At 27.8% G+C, this 14,203-nt stretch carries 15 protein-coding genes; 11 read left to right on the top strand and 4 right to left on the bottom strand.

Annotated elements, in window-relative coordinates; genetic code table 11:
• Nucleotide 1 precedes the first annotated feature (1 nt).
• Genes LPB137_RS02480 through cobA form a run of 3 tightly spaced genes read left to right on the top strand, consistent with a single transcriptional unit; the run spans nt 2 to nt 2,949 of the window.
• A complete protein-coding gene (locus LPB137_RS02480) occupies nt 2-1,123 on the top strand; it encodes a radical SAM/SPASM domain-containing protein (protein ID WP_076083954.1) in 1,122 nt (373 codons plus the stop codon).
• A 1-nt stretch (nt 1,124) separates the two neighbouring features.
• Entirely contained in the window at nt 1,125-2,219 is a 1,095-nt protein-coding gene (locus LPB137_RS02475; protein ID WP_076083952.1) for a cytochrome D1 domain-containing protein, read from the top strand.
• Nucleotide 2,220: 1 nt separating this feature from the next.
• Entirely contained in the window at nt 2,221-2,949 is a 729-nt protein-coding gene (gene cobA / locus LPB137_RS02470) for a uroporphyrinogen-III C-methyltransferase (protein WP_076083950.1), read from the top strand.
• 25 nt (nt 2,950-2,974) lie between these two features.
• Here cobA and LPB137_RS02465 read toward each other — a convergent pair whose 3' ends face one another.
• Together LPB137_RS02465 and LPB137_RS02460 are read right to left on the bottom strand one after the other, a co-directional pair.
• A complete protein-coding gene (locus tag LPB137_RS02465) occupies nt 2,975-3,607 on the bottom strand; it encodes a Crp/Fnr family transcriptional regulator (RefSeq protein WP_076083948.1) in 633 nt (210 codons plus the stop codon).
• A gap of 90 nt (nt 3,608-3,697) precedes the next feature.
• Nucleotides 3,698-4,078: a hypothetical protein gene (locus LPB137_RS02460; RefSeq protein WP_076083945.1), complete on the bottom strand. Its 381-nt coding sequence runs from the start codon at nt 4,076-4,078 to the stop codon at nt 3,698-3,700.
• Between the two features lie 147 nt (nt 4,079-4,225).
• Here LPB137_RS02460 and ahbA point away from each other — a divergent pair, with 147 nt between their 5' ends.
• The 8 genes from ahbA (at nt 4,226) to LPB137_RS02420 (ending at nt 12,497) form a co-directional block, all read left to right on the top strand.
• Entirely contained in the window at nt 4,226-5,227 is a 1,002-nt protein-coding gene (gene ahbA / locus LPB137_RS02455) for a siroheme decarboxylase subunit alpha (RefSeq protein ID WP_076083942.1), read from the top strand.
• 9 nt (nt 5,228-5,236) lie between these two features.
• The gene (locus tag LPB137_RS02450) at nt 5,237-5,623 is read left to right on the top strand and encodes a hypothetical protein (RefSeq protein WP_076083939.1); all 387 of its coding nucleotides are present in this window, start codon (nt 5,237-5,239) and stop codon (nt 5,621-5,623) included.
• A 189-nt stretch (nt 5,624-5,812) separates the two neighbouring features.
• Entirely contained in the window at nt 5,813-6,829 is a 1,017-nt protein-coding gene (locus LPB137_RS02445; RefSeq protein ID WP_076083936.1) for an amino acid ABC transporter substrate-binding protein, read from the top strand.
• Nucleotides 6,830-6,912: 83 nt separating this feature from the next.
• Nucleotides 6,913-8,097 carry an amino acid ABC transporter permease gene (locus LPB137_RS02440; protein ID WP_076083933.1) on the top strand — a complete coding sequence of 395 codons (1,185 nt, stop codon included), beginning with the start codon at nt 6,913-6,915 and terminating at the stop codon, nt 8,095-8,097.
• 1 nt (nt 8,098) lies between these two features.
• Nucleotides 8,099-9,175 (top strand): amino acid ABC transporter permease, encoded by a 1,077-nt coding sequence (locus LPB137_RS02435; RefSeq protein ID WP_076083930.1) that lies wholly within the window; start codon nt 8,099-8,101, stop codon nt 9,173-9,175.
• A gap of 18 nt (nt 9,176-9,193) precedes the next feature.
• Entirely contained in the window at nt 9,194-9,940 is a 747-nt protein-coding gene (locus LPB137_RS02430; protein WP_076083927.1) for an amino acid ABC transporter ATP-binding protein, read from the top strand.
• Between the two features lie 143 nt (nt 9,941-10,083).
• Nucleotides 10,084-10,647, top strand: a complete 564-nt coding sequence (locus tag LPB137_RS02425; RefSeq protein WP_076083924.1) for an SCO family protein — start codon at nt 10,084-10,086, stop codon at nt 10,645-10,647.
• Nucleotides 10,647-12,497, top strand: coding sequence for a methyl-accepting chemotaxis protein (locus tag LPB137_RS02420; protein WP_076083921.1), 1,851 nt, complete (start codon nt 10,647-10,649; stop codon nt 12,495-12,497). Before LPB137_RS02425 ends, LPB137_RS02420 begins: the two co-directional genes overlap by 1 nt.
• A gap of 54 nt (nt 12,498-12,551) precedes the next feature.
• Here LPB137_RS02420 and LPB137_RS02415 read toward each other — a convergent pair whose 3' ends face one another.
• Both LPB137_RS02415 and LPB137_RS02410 read right to left on the bottom strand, forming a co-directional pair.
• Nucleotides 12,552-13,178 (bottom strand): LysE family translocator, encoded by a 627-nt coding sequence (locus LPB137_RS02415; RefSeq protein ID WP_076083918.1) that lies wholly within the window; start codon nt 13,176-13,178, stop codon nt 12,552-12,554.
• Nucleotides 13,179-13,223: 45 nt separating this feature from the next.
• Nucleotides 13,224-14,117 (bottom strand): glycosyl transferase, encoded by an 894-nt coding sequence (locus LPB137_RS02410; protein WP_076083916.1) that lies wholly within the window; start codon nt 14,115-14,117, stop codon nt 13,224-13,226.
• Nucleotides 14,118-14,203: the final 86 nt, after the last annotated feature.

Genomic DNA, 14,203 nt, shown 5'->3' with positions numbered 1-14,203 from the left:
AATGTTTAGATTGTCAAACTTAATCAAAACTACTTTAGAAGATACAAAATCTAGAACTCTAAATGGTTCTATTATGATATGGAACTTTACAAATCGTTGTAACTTATCATGTCATCATTGTTACAGTAAAGCTGATGCAAATGAAAAAGACACTTTAACTTATGAAGAAATAGAACAAACTATTTCAAGACTTAAAAAAGGAGGAGTTAACTTTGTCATCTTCTCAGGTGGAGAACCTCTTTTAAGGAAAGATATTTTTGATATTGCACAGTGTATGAAAGATAATGGAATTATGACTTATCTATCTACAAATGGTTTATATATAAATGAAAAGAATGTTGACCAAATTATTGACACATTTAATTATATTGGTATTTCAATTGATGGTATTGAAGAAATCCATGACCAATTTAGAGGTCAAAAAGGTTCTTATAAGAAATCTATTGAAGCAATTAAATTAGTTCAAGCTCACGGTGGAAATGCAGGTATTAGATTTACAATTACAAAAGAAACACAAGATAGTTTTTATGCAATGTTTGATTTATGTGAAGAATTAAATGTAGATAAACTTTATATCTCTCATCTTGTTTATTCAGGACGGGGAGAAGAGAATCTAGAAATTGACATTTCAAAAGAGCAAAGAAGAGAATATGTTGAGTTTATAATCGATAAAGCCTTTGAATATTATAAAGATAATAGTAAAATTGACCTAGTAACTGGAAACATGGAAATGGATTCAATACTGTTATTAAATAGATTTAAAAAACAATATCCACAAAAAGCTGAGATTTTAGAGAAAAAACTAAAAGCTTGGGGTGGAAACTCTGCTGGAAATAGACTTGGAAATATGGATTGGGCAGGAAATGTAAAACCAGACCCATTTTTCCCTTTTACAGTTGGAAACTATTTAGAAACTCCTTTTGATGAAATTTGGACTTCAAATGAAAATGAAATTTTAAATAAATTAAGACAAAGCCCTCGTGAAATAAGAGGAAAATGTTCAAACTGTAAATATATAGATATTTGTAATGGTGGTTCAAGAAGCAGAGCTTATGCAATGACAGGTGATTTGTGGCAAGAAGACCCATCATGTTATTTAACAGATGATGAGATTAGGAGATAAAATGAAACTTATAAAAATACTTTTAGTTGCAGTAATTGCACTAAGTTCAAGTTATGCAAAAGAAAAATTCTTTGTAGTTGAAAGAGAAAGTTCTTCACTTGCAACAATCTATAATGGTTTAAAAAGAACTAATATAGAAGGTATGCGAAATATGAACCATGGGGTTGTAAAATTTGAAGGTAAAGATGGTTATGTAATTTCAAGAGATGGTTATGTAATTAAATTTGACCCAGAAGCTGAAAAAATATTAGCAGAATACAAAACATCAAAATCAGCAATTGGCTTTGTAATTGGGAAAACTTATGTTGCAGTTGCGAACTATGATGACAAAAGTGTTGATATTTTAGATAGAGATTTAAATCCAATTAAAAAGATTAAAACCAATTCTAAAAATGTTGGTATTAAAATATATAAAGACTATTTAATTTTCTCTCAAATGGATAATGACACTATTTCTGTTTATAAAGACATGAGTGAAGGAAAAAGTAAAGCTGATTTTAAAGTTTTTAAAGAGTTTAAAGATGTAGGAGAGTTACCTTTTGATGCAATGATAAAAGATAATAACTATATTGCAGGATTTTTTACCTCAGCACACTATGGAGTTGTTGATTTAGATACAATGACTTTCAAAAAAATCAAAATCTATTTAAATGATGAGCGAAAAATGGTATTAAAAGTACCTCACTTCGGATTTTGGAGTATAGGTGGAGATAAAGTATTCGTTCCTGCTGTTGGAGATAATAAAGTTTTAGTTTATGATAAAGATTTCAACTTTATCAAAAATATTGAGACTCAAGGGTTACCTGTATTTACAAGTTTAAGTCCTGATAAAAAACATTTAGCAGTAACTTATTCAGGAAAAGATTTTCCTACAATACAAATAATAGACACAAAAACATTAAAAATTATACATACATTTAATTTTGATGGAAAAGTATTACATATAAGATGGTCAAATAAATCACCACAATTATATGTATCAGTAAATGACACGAATAAAATAGCAGTAATACATACAAAAGAGTGGTTTTTAAATAGAGAAATATTTAATGTTAAAAAACCTTCGGGAATATTTATATATGAGGATGGAAAATAAAATGGGAAAAGTATACTTAACAGGCGCAGGTCCTGGTGATATTGAATTAATGACAGTGAAAGCTGCTAGAATTGTTACAGAAGCTGACATTATTATCTATGATAGATTAGCTAATCCAAAAATTTTAGAAACGGCAAAAAAGGAATGTGAATTAATCTACGTTGGAAAACAAGATGGAAAACACTCAGTGCCACAAGATGAAATAAATGAGATCATTTATCAAGCAGCATTAAAGCATGAAAAAGTTGTAAGACTTAAAGGTGGAGATCCTTTTGTATTTGGTCGAGGTGGAGAAGAAGCAATTTATTTATTCGAACGAGAAATTAAATTTGAAATAATTCCTGGTATTACCTCATCTATTTCTGTACCTGCATATGCAGGAATTCCAGTAACTCACAGAGGTATTACAACTTCATTTAGAGTAGTAACTGGACATGAATCAACAAAAAGAATTTCTCAAATAGAATGGGAAAGTTTCTTAAATGATGAAACACTTGTATTTTTAATGGGATTCCATAATATTGGATTAATTACAAGAAAACTAATGAAATATGGTAAAAGTAAAGACTATCCATGTGCAGTAATCTCAAAAGGTTCAACACCTGATCAAGAAGTTACCGTTTCAACTTTAGAAAACATTGTTGAAGATTCAAAAGGTATGCCAACACCAGCTATTATAGTTGTAGGAGAAGTTGTAAAATTAAGAGAAAAAATTAAATGGACTTATTAGTCCTTTAATTTTCTCACCTTTTAATCTAAGAAAAGAAAAGTCTCAACTTTTCTTTATCTACTGTTTTTGCTTTACTATCAATTAAACCATCATTTTTAAATACTCTTAACATTCTTGATAAAGTCTCAGGAGAAATATTTAATATTTCAGCAACCATAATGTTTTTTGTATTGAAAAAATCTTCTGTATGTTCACATAAATACTTTGCAATTCTTTCTTTTGAATCAAGTACTACATGTAAAGAAACAAGTTTTTCTAAGTTTCTAATTTTTTTAATAAGTGAAGTTTGAATCATAAATGATAATTTTGGATCTTTATACATAATGTCTTTTAATTTAATAAAATCAATTCTTAATACTTCACAAGGACTAAAAGCTTGAGCAGTTGCAGGATAAGGAATACCTTCAAAATTTGCAACTTCGGCTATTAATTCATTTGAATGAAAATATTTCATAACAATTTCTTTGTCATTTGATGCAGTTTTATACAACTTTATTATTCCAGAACCTAATAAATAAAGATATTTAGATTCATCACCTTCATAAAATAGTATATTGTCTTTTGATAATTTGATAAGTGTAGTAAATTCTTCAATCTGAGATAGTGTATCATCACTTAAATCTTGAAATAGGAAAATATCTTTTAACTTAACCTTCATGTAAACTCCTTATATTTCGGTGTTATTTTAATGAAAGTATAGTTAAAAATTAAACCTTAACACTTGACTTATGTTAAGTGTTAAATATTTTTATTTAAATTCAAAGTAATCTTTTACCCATGAAAGTTCTTCTTGATTTTTTAGTATGATTTTTGTAATCTCTTTTTTATTTTTATCAAGAATAAATAGATTATTTCCTTCTAGTTTTAAAAACTCCATTCCCCATTGTTTTTCTAATTGCTCTAATCTTAGAAAAATATCTTTTGCTGGTGGCTTTTCTTTTATTCCTGTGATTTTACTTTTAATAGAAAATCCACCTGCTCTTTTTTCAACCACATAAGGCATGTGCTTTTGTAATATTGAATAAACTCTTTCATTCTTAGGTGAAGGCATTCCTTGTTTTAATGCACTAATTCCTAAAAACATAAATATTGCAAAAAATGCAATTATTAATAAATTCTTTGTTTTCATTTTTTATCCTTGAGTTTTATGCTTAGAATTATAATTAAAAAAATAAGTTAAACCCTTAATTTATATCAAGGAAAATAATTGTTTTAAATCAATGCAGTGAAAAAAAATTGTTGATATACTTTGCTCAAATTGATAATAGGAATAAGTATGAAAGATGAAATTTTATATAGAGTACAAAAGAATTTTCCACTAGTAAAAAAACCTTTTGAACAAATAGCAAAAGAGTTAAATACAACAGAAGACGAAGTAATAAAAATTCTACAAGAAGAAAAAGCCAATAATATAATAAGACAAACATCTGCAATTTTTGATACTAAAAAATTAGGATACAAATCTTCACTTGTAGCTTTTGAAATTGATGAAGATAAAATTGATGATGCAGTTGTTATTCTAAACTCTAATCCTGGAATATCACATAATTATGAAAGAAACCACAAATACAATATTTGGTTTACAATTGCTATTTCACCTCAATCAAAATCTAATCTTGAAGATACAGTTGAATTACTATCAAAACTTACAAAAGCAAACGATTATATTCTTCTACCAACTCTAAAACTATTTAAAATATCTGTTAAACTTGATACAACAAATAAACAAGACAAAAAAGAGAAAGTAGAAAAAAAGAACTTTAAAGATTTAGAATTAAATGAATTTCATTATAGTGTAATAAAAGAAGCACAAAATGATATCAAAATTGTATCTGAACCCTTTAAAGAAATAATAGAAAAACTCAATATTACTTATGAAGATTTTTTCAAAACACTCCAAGACTTGCAAGATGCAGGGGTTATGAGAAGATTTGCTTGTATATTAAATCATAGAAAAGCAGGCTTTGGTGCAAATGCAATGGTAGCTTGGGATATAGAAGAAGGAAAAGAAGGTGAAAGAATAGGAGAAATAGCAGCTTCGTTTTCAGCAGTTTCTCACTGTTATTTAAGACCTAAATATCCTACTTGGAATTATAATTTATTTACTATGATTCATGGAAAAACAAAAGAAGATACACAAGCAGTGATTGAAAGTATTCAAAAAGAAATACCATATAAATCAAATATGCCACTTTATTCATCAAGAGAATTTAAAAAAATTAGAATCAAATACTTTAGTGATGAATTTAAAATCTGGGAAGAAAAATATATTAAATAAGGAATAAAAATGGAACTATTTTTAAAATTAGAAGCTGGTTATCTAGGAATTGCAGCCTTTGCATTAGTCATAACATTAATTGTAACGACAAGACCTTTTATGCCAAAAGGTGCTCTAAAAAAAGGCTTTCTTTTAATGTTTTCACTTTCTTTTACATTTATAGCATTACATTATTATGTAACTTCAAGCAGAATTTCAGAAGTTGAAACTGCTTTTAATAGTGGTGAAAAAGTACTTTGTGAAAGTCGTGCAGTTAGAAAAGTTGCCCAAAGTGTTAGTATTGAGAAATCAAATGAATGGTCTTTAAAAGATCACATGTTTAGTTCACCTAATTATTCAAGAGAATTTTTTTCAGCTAGATGTATTAAATATGTGCCAATAACTCTATCTAAATAATTACACAAGAAGTAAAATAAATCAAATTTTACTTCTTTTAATAAATACTTCTTATTCACTAAATTTCATATAAATTATCTATTAATTACACAAATATTGAAATTGTTTATATAATATACAATTTTGCTATGTAATTGCTACATTTAAAATATACAATTATTTCAGATTAAAATAAAAAGGATTAAAAAAATGAAATTTTTAAAAACTGCTTCATTATCAGTTGCTGCATTAGCTTTAGCTTCAAGTGTAGTATCTGCTGATACTCTAGATAATGTTAAGGCAAAAGGTACACTATCTTGTGGTGTTTCTACTGGTATTGCTGGTTTCTCTGCTACAGATTCAAGTGGTCAATGGAAAGGTTTAGATGTTGATATGTGTAAAGCTGTTGCATCTGCTGTTTTTGGTGATGCTTCAAAAGTTAAATATGTTCCTTTAACTGCAAAAGAAAGATTTACAGCTTTACAAAGTGGTGAAATTGATATGTTATCAAGATCAACTACATGGACAAATACTAGAGATACTTCTTTAGGTCTTAACTTCGCTGGTGTAAATTATTATGATGGTCAAGGTTTTTTAGTTTCTACTAAAATTGGTGTTAATTCAGCTAAAGAATTAGATGGTGCAACTGTTTGTATTCAAGCGGGAACTACAACTGAGTTAAACTTAACTGATTACTTCAAAGCTAATAAAATGACTTATAAACCTATTACTTATGATACATCTGGTCAAACAATTGAAGGATTTAAATCAGGAAGATGTGATGTTGTAACTTCTGATGCTTCTCAATTATATGGTCTAGTATTAAAAGTAAAAGATCCATCTTCAGTTAAAGTACTTCCTGAAATTATTTCAAAAGAACCTTTAGGACCAGTAGTTAGACAAGGTGATGACAAATGGTTTAATATCGTTAAATGGTCTCATATTGCAATGTTAAATGCTGAAGAATTTGGTATTACTAAAGCAAATGTTGATTCAATGAAAGGTAGTAAAAACCCTGGAATTAAAAGAATCTTAGGTGAATCTGGTGAAGCTGGTAAAAACTTAGGTTTAGATGCTAAATGGGCGTACAATATTATCAAAAATGTTGGAAACTACGGTGAGTCATTTGAAAGTAATGTTGGTAAAGATTCTCCACTTAAAATTTCTAGAGGTTTAAATAATCTTTGGACTAAAGGTGGATTACAATACGGAGCACCAATTAGATAGTCAAATATAAATTTAATATATACACATCTAATTAAAAAAAAGGGGAAATTTAATTTCCCCTTTTTTAATGACAAGGCAAACAAATGAAAACACACAAAAAAGCTCGACAAAAAGAGGTTGCTTTTTATAATAACCCCGAAAATAGAGCCATAATATATCAAGTACTTGCACTTGCAGGTATCTTTATCTTTACCTATTTCATTTTAAACAATATGTTTGAAAATATTGAAAAACGTGGGATTAATACAGGATTCGATTTCTTAAGCAGCGAAGCTGGCTTTGGAATCTTACAATCACTAGTTGCATATGACGAATCAGATTCACATGGAAAAGTATTTCTTGTTGGATTATTAAATACTATTTTAGTTTCTGTAATTGGTATTATATTTGCAACAATAATTGGACTTTTAGTTGGAATTGGAAGATTATCAAAAAACTTTATGGTTTCAAAATTATCTATGATTTATGTTGAAACATTCAGAAATATTCCTATATTACTACAAATTCTATTTTGGTATAATGTTGTATTAGCTTCACTTCCGAGTCCAAGACAAAGTATATCTTTCTTTGATTCAATTTTCTTTAATAATAGGGGTTTATATATTCCAAGACCTATTTTAGAAAGTGGATTTACAGCAGTAATTATTGCATTTATTATTGCAATTGCATCTGTAATTTATCTAAAAAAATGGGCAACTAAAAGACATGATGAAACCGGAGAGGATTTTCCTTTATTTTGGGTTTCTATTGGTATTTTAATAGCAGCACCTACCTTAGTATTCTTTTTAAGTGGAAGTCCTGCAACTTTAGAGTTTGCAGCACTTAAAGGGTTTAACTTTACAGGTGGTTGGACTTTAATTCCTGAATTATTAGCACTTGCTTTTGCACTTAGTATCTATACAGCTACTTATATTGCCGAAGCTGTTCGTGCTGGTATTGAAGCTGTTCCAAAAGGGCAAAAAGAAGCAGCTGCTGCTTTAGGATTAAAAGATAGTACTATTTTGAAAAAAGTTGTATTACCACAAGCGCTTAGAGTAATTATTCCACCAGTGATTAATCAATATCTTAACTTAGTTAAAAACTCCTCACTTGCAACTGCAATTGGATATCCTGAGTTAGTTACAGTTTTCTCAGGTACTTCGCTAAATCAAGTTGGTCAAGCAATTGAAATTATTCTTATGACAATGGCAGTATATTTAACTTTAAGTATTATCATCTCTATTTTAATGAATTACTTAAATTCAAGAATGCAAATAAAGGAGAGATAAGATGGCAATTTATGAAAAATTAGAAGCTAAACCAGCTCCCCAAGGAACAAAAGGAATAGTACATTGGGTTAAAGAAAACCTTTTTCCTTCTGTTTTAAGTTCGATATTAACAATTATCTCTTTTTATATTCTTTATATTACTATTCCTCCATTATTAGATTGGATGATCTTTGATGCAACTTGGAGTGGAACAAAAGAAGAAATTACAAAAGATGGTGCTAGATGGATTTTTATTTTTGAAAAATTCAATCAGTTTATTTATGGTTTTTATCCAGAAGAATTATATTGGAGACCTAATTTAGCCTTAGTAATTTTTGTTGCATATATAATTGCTTTCAAAAGAGTTAATGTTAAATTAAAAGCATTTATTATTATTTCTTTTCCAATTATCACTTATACTTTAGTAGCTGGTGGTTTTGGTTTAGAACACGTTGAAACAGAAAAATGGGGAGGATTACTTCTAACTATTATTGTGGCTTCTGTTGGTATTGTTGCATCTTTTCCAATTGGGATTTTATTTGCACTTGGTCGTCAATCGAATATGCCAATTATTAAAACTATATCTGTTTTATATATTGAGTTTATTAGAGGTGTTCCTTTAATTACATTACTATTTATGTCATCTGTAATTTTACCTTTATTTTTTCCTGAAGGAATGGATTTTGATAAGTTACTGCGAGCTTTAATTGGTATTACATTATTCCAAGCTGCTTATATTGCAGAGGTTATAAGAGGTGGATTACAAGCAATTCCAAAAGGTCAATATGAAGCTGCTGATGCAATGGGACTTTCTTATTGGCAATCAATGGGATTAATTATTCTTCCGCAAGCACTTAAGATATCAATACCAAATCTTGTAGGATCATTTATTTCACTTTTTAAAGATACTACTCTAATTTTAATTATTGGGTTATTTGATATTTTAGCAATGGTTACATTAACAAATAGTGATACAAATTGGTTAGGATTCGAAACAGAAGGTTACGTTTTTGTAACAATGATATATTGGGTTATTTGTTTTAGTATGTCTAAATATGCTAAATCAATTGAAGATAAATTTAATACAGATCATAAATAGTAAAGAATAGGAAGAATTATGAGCAAATTAGAAAATATGATAGAAATGAATGAAGTTAACAAATGGTATGGAGATTTTCATGTACTTAAAGATGTTAATTTAAAAGTAAAAAAAGGTGAAAGAGTTGTAATTTGTGGACCATCAGGATCTGGAAAATCAACTACTATTAGATGTATGAATAGATTAGAACCTTTTCAAGAAGGTCAAATTATGATTAATGGTTTAGAATTAACTGAAGATGTTAAAAGAATTAGAGAAGTTAGAACTCATGTTGGAATGGTATTCCAACATTTTAATCTTTTCCCTCATCTTTCAATTTTAGAAAATTTAATTTTAGCACCAACATGGGTTGGTAAAAAGCCTAGAAAAGAAGCAATTGAAACTGCAATGCATTATTTAGAGCGAGTAAAGATTGCAGACCAAGCTGATAAATATCCAAATCAATTATCTGGTGGACAACAACAACGTGTGGCAATTGCAAGATGTTTATGTTCAAATCCAGATATTATGCTATTTGATGAACCAACAGCAGCACTTGATCCTGAAATGATTGGTGAAGTTTTAGATGTAATGACAGAATTAGCAGATGATGGAATTACAATGGTTTGTGTAACACATGAAATGGGATTTGCAAAAAAAGTTGCTGATAGAGTAATTTTTATGGATGCAGGTCAAATAGTTGAAGAAAATGAGCCAAATGAATTCTTTGATAATCCACAATCTGATAGGTTAAAAATGTTCTTAGAACAAATATTAGACCACTAAAACTTAAAAATAAAACGAATACTAATGATTAGTATTCGTTCTTTTCTTTAAACAAATCTACAAGACCTAAAAATTATTAAAATAAAAAAAACTTATACTTTAATTTTAAATATGTTAGAATTTATCTGTAAAAAGGATAGGTTGTGTCAAAAAAGAAATTATTTCTTGGAATATTATTAATTATAATTTCTTTTACTATGATAGCATTTATTAATTTTATATATTTATTTAGTGATTCTGGAAAAATCCAAAAAGAACTTAATGTTAATTTTAAATTCTTAAAAGAAGAAAAAAAAGATATAGCAATTTTATATTTTGGATATACAGGATGTTCAAACATTTGTATAATTGCCTTGAATCAACTTAACAATTTATATAAAACAATAGATAAAAAAAGAGTCTCAGTCTATTTTATAAATCTTTTAACAAATGCAGATAAAAATTTAACTAACGATTATGTTAAGTCTTTTAATAAAGATTTTACTGCTTTAAATTTTTCAAAGCAAGAACTTTTTAAAATTACAACAAAATTAAAAGTAAATTTTGCACCCTCATTGTTAAATAAAGAAGAGATAAATCATACTGGATTTTTATATCTATTTCAAAAGAATGATAAGGGATATAAACAAAAATATGTTTATACAAATACACCTTATGATATAGATTTAATAAAAAAAGATATAAATAAAATCTTAAAGGATAAATAATGAAAGAAAAATTACATATGTTATTTCCAATATTTAGTAATTTAGAAGATAAAATTAAAGTAATCTTAACAAAAGATTATGAAGATAGTGATAAGTATATGATGATTATTTCATCAGTGTTATTATTAATTACAGTTGGTATTTCTTCTATACCAAATAGTATGTATTTATTTGGCTTAATTACTGGGGGAATACTATTTGCACTTAGTTTTATTGCTTATAAGTTTTTTAAAGGAACAATGATATCAAGAATAATTTTTGGTATTGTTCTTATGAGTTATCCTTCAATTATGATTATTCAAAATTCTGGAATGATTGAAATGCACTTTGCTTACTTTATTCTTGCTGCTACACTTGCTAGATACAAAGACTTAACAGCATTATTATCTGCAACTTTAGCAGCTGTTATAAATCACGTATTATTTACATATTTACAGTTAAGCAATGTTCAAATGAATGGTGAAGTTATAATGTATTTTTCTTATGGTTGTTCATGGGAAATTACACTACTTCATATTGTAATGTTTGCACTTGAAGCAATTTTACTAACATTTATTATTTACTCTTCAATTGCACAATTTATTCTTGCTGAAAGATTAAAAATTCAATCTGATGAAACTTTAAATAAAATCACTCAAGAACAAAAAGAAAATGAAGTAATTATTAATTCAACACTAAGTGTTGTTACTGAAGTAAAAGCTGGGATTATGACAAGAAGAATTGAAGGTTCAACTTCAAATGAAAGCGTTAATTCATTAAAAAATCTTCTAAATGAAATGCTTGAAAATCTAGAAAAACTTTTAGGTGAAGATTTAAATAAATTAAGTGATGTATTAAGTAAGTATTCACAACGAGATTTTCTTGCTAAACTTGATTCTAAAACTTCAGGTGAAGTTGGAAATAAAATTATTGAAATGCATGATATGATTACAGAAATACTACAAACAAATCAAGAAGATGGTATCACTTTACAAAATAGTTCAATCCAACTTACTGAAAATGTAAGTACACTTTCTAACAATGCAACAAGTCAAGCAGCATCATTAGAAGAAACAGCTGCTTCAATTGATGAAATTACAAGTAATATCCAACAAACTAATCAAAAAGCACAAGAGATGTCAACAATTTCTAATGACACAAAATCATCTGCAAATGAAGGTCAAAAACTAGCTGATGATACAGCAAAGGCTATGGATGAAATTAATGATACTGTTATAAATATTAATGAATCAATTTCAGTAATTGATCAAATTGCATTCCAAACTAATATTCTTTCTTTAAATGCCGCAGTAGAAGCAGCAACAGCAGGTGAAGCTGGAAAAGGTTTTGCAGTTGTTGCACAAGAAGTAAGAAATCTTGCTACAAGATCAGCTGAAGCAGCAAAAGAAATTAAGAATTTAGTAGAAAATGCAACAGCTAAAGCCAATAATGGTAAACAAATAAGTACTAAAATGATTGATGGCTTTACTCACTTAGAAGCAAAAATTTCTAATACAAATGCATTAATAGATGATGTAACAAATGCTGCGAAAGAGCAAAGTATTGGTATGACACAAATATCTGATGCAATTAATCAACTAGATAGCTTTACACAACAAAATGCTGCTATTGCAGACAAAACAAAAGAGATTGCAATTGAGACAAATACAATAGCATCAAGAGTTGTTCAAAATGTTGATAAAAACAGTTTTGAAGGGAAAGATACTAAACGTAAAATAGAAGAAAAACAAGATTTTGTACAAAAAGAAGTAATAAGAGAAGTTACAAAAGAAAAAGTTACTAAGAAAACAAGTCCAATTAAAAAAGAAATCACTGAAAAAGTTGATACAGACGAATGGGAAAGCTTTTAAAATATAAATCTTAACCATATTAAAAAGTAGCAATATTTCTACTTTTTAATATCATCAACTACTAGCTAACCAAACTCCAATAATCATCATTAAGGTACCTGCAACTTTATTTACTAATCTAACGTTTGAGCTATCTTGAAGTAGTTTTCGTAAAGTTTTACCTCCACTTGCATAAATAATTAAACATAAAAATTCTAAAAGTAAAATCATAATTATTAGTACAACTAGTTGTGAAGTCATAGGCAAAGAATCATCAATAAAAGGTGGTAAAAGTGCTATAAAAAATGCCCAACCTTTTGGATTTGCAATTGCTGTTATAAAACCTTGAATAGCTAAACTTTTCTTTGAAATATTGTAATTACACTCATCAAGGTTAATTGCCATCTTCCCGCGTGAAAGCCACATTTGAACTCCCAGATAAATCAAATAAGCTCCACCACCATATTTTAAAACTAAAAAAATTGTAGGATATTTAAGCATAATTGTAGCAACACCAATAACAGAGGAAGTTGCAACTAAAGCAACTCCAAGTAATTCTCCATACATCATATAAAATGTTTTCTTTAAGCCAATGCTCATTCCCATACTTAAAGATAATGTCATACACATTCCTGGAGTAATTGATACTACAAAAAATGTAGGAATGAATACAGCAAGTAAAGCTAAGTTTATAAAATCCATAATAATCCTTAATTAAAAAAGGATTATACACAAAAAAATAAGATACTAATTAATCATTTCGTATGCTTTTTTTATATCTTTAGTTTTTTTTGCAGCTATTAAAAACATTGCCGCATTTAACTTAGCTAGTTTTTCTAATTCATCACTTGGATTTCTTGTCATATTTAAAGATTCTTCTTTACTTATTATAGTAGTAGATTTTTTATAATTAATACCAAAGTATTCAGGGTCTATTAAATGTTCACTTATATCTCCATCATTATTTAACCAATATTTACACTTAGAAAAAATCTCTGGTGTTCCTTCATTTCCTTTAATAATTACCAAATGTTCATAATTTTTTCCAAATAGTTCATTATACTTTACAACATAAGGTTTATGAAAAGCTGCATTGATTGCATATTTAGAATTTCCTGGATTTAGCAACTTCTCTACTGTATTAAAAGCAGTTCTTAATCCTAAGATATTTCTAATTTTAGTTAAATCACTTAACTCTTTAAAATAGTCTGCTCTATCGAAATAATGGATATTATTATCTAATTTAATGTTTGCATTTAATTCTTTTAAGGTTAGACCTTTTTTAGCAGGTTGTAATTCGTCACCACTAATAACCAAATTCAAATCAAACTTCTTTAAATGTTTTGAAACTAAAGGTAATATATATGGATTATCTGCTTTTCCATCAAATGGATAACCTAACTCGATTGAGTTTTCAACAGTTTTTCTTTTTATATATTTATCACATACATTAAAAGTTATTTTTAGTTCTTCTATTGTTTCAAGACGAACTCTCCATCCTAATAAAAACGCAGCAATTTGTTCAGAATGTACATTTTGATTTAAAATCGACTCCATTGCATCTATCATTTCTTCTTTTTTTAATTCTCTGTTAGATTTTGGACCAGTTCCAACTGCTCTAATATATTCATGAAAGGCCATAGTTTCCCCTGTTACTTAATATAGGACAAATTCTATCTTAATTTAAACTTAATTTGCTTGACATTAGTCAATTGATAGATAGTAAT

This window comes from Poseidonibacter parvus (assembly GCF_001956695.1).
GTDB lineage: Bacteria > Campylobacterota > Campylobacteria > Campylobacterales > Arcobacteraceae > Poseidonibacter > Poseidonibacter parvus.
Note: the sequence above shows the minus strand (reverse complement) of the source record. Positions and strands in the feature narration are given on the sequence as shown.